This is a genomic window from Trueperaceae bacterium (genome assembly GCA_036381035.1).
Taxonomy (GTDB): Bacteria; Deinococcota; Deinococci; order Deinococcales; family Trueperaceae; genus DASRWD01.
Map to the genome: position 1 here is coordinate 1 of DASVDQ010000142.1, position 1,266 is coordinate 1,266.

Sequence of the window (1,266 nt, forward strand, 5' to 3'; positions counted from 1 at the left end):
CAGGTTGCCGACGTAGAACGTGTCCTGCGCGCCGCAGTAGCCCGGGTGTTCGCTCTCAAACTCCCCGTGCGCCTCCTTCTCGCTCTTCGCCTTCTCAAGCGCCGCAACCTGCGCCTCCGTCAGAATCAGCCCCTCCTGCGCGACCTTCGCCTCCAGCGCCTTCAGCCGCAGCTTCATGTTCTCAAGCTCGTGCCGCTGCCACACGCAGCGCACCCCCGCCGGTGAAATCGACAGCCCTCGCTTGCGCAGCTCGCTCGAGACCCGCACCTGGCCCCAGGCCGGCTGCTCCAGCGCCAGCTCCACCACCGCCTGCTCGATCTCCGGCGCCACCCGATTCTTCAGGTTCGGCTGCCGGCGCGACATCTCCTGCAGCGCGAGCTCTCCGCCTTTCTCGTACAGCTCCTTGAACCGGTAGAAGCTGTCGCGCGAGTAACCCATGATCTTGCAGGCTTGGCTCACGTTCCCCAGCTGCTTCGCCAGCTCCAGCAGGCCCAGCTTCGGTCGAATGATCTTCTCCATCTGCGTCATCGTCGGTTCTCCTCTCCGGTGGTCAAACGACCGACACTGGAGTAGATTACGCAAATGTCAGATCAGATCGTAGCTTCCTCAAATTAGTCTGAGCTCCCCTTCTGGAACGTCGGGTGAGCCTCGGGCGTCTCGGACGCCTGAAGCGCCTAGGCGCCTCTCCTGGATACGCTGCAAATTCGATATGCGCGAGAGGGCCGCATGATTCGATGCGGCCCTTCTCGAGTGGCTGCCTGTTTGCCGGGTTGCGTCACGCTGCGAGCACGCTTCTGCATCCGACCCAACGGCGACCGTGGTACTGATGACCTAGGACGCCCGCCACAATAGGGCGCTCATGGTAAGCAGTCCACAGGAGCTTCCTCCGCCTCTCCGACGCTCACCAGGTTCGGGTCGTGATAACTTTCAAGGGTTGAGTTTCTACTGCAGTTGGACCACGCCGTGAGCAGGAATGCATTCCATGGGTTCCTGCGCCGGGTAAGTCTGATAGTAAATAAGGTCTCTAATTGGGTCGTAGTAGTACACCCTTCGAAGCTGGGAATACGCTTCAACCTGTACATCCTTTCCAGCCTGGCTGGTATCCGCGTAGTATATGTCCCAGCTATTGGTCGGCAGACTGGAGATTGGGTAATCCCATGTAGACGACTCACCGTATCCCGTCGACGAATAGTAAAAAAGAGCTAGCCATTCTGACCAGGCCATCCTTTCCTGGGCTGTGATTGTAAAGTGAGTGTAAACGGTCGG

General features: G+C 59.5%; 1 protein-coding gene. It reads right to left on the minus strand.

The annotated features are described in order from the left end of the window. The coding region (locus VF202_14955; GenBank protein ID HEX7041414.1) for a helix-turn-helix domain-containing protein at window positions 1-528 on the minus strand (528 nt) is incomplete at its 3' end. Window positions 529-1,266 lie beyond the last annotated feature (738 nt).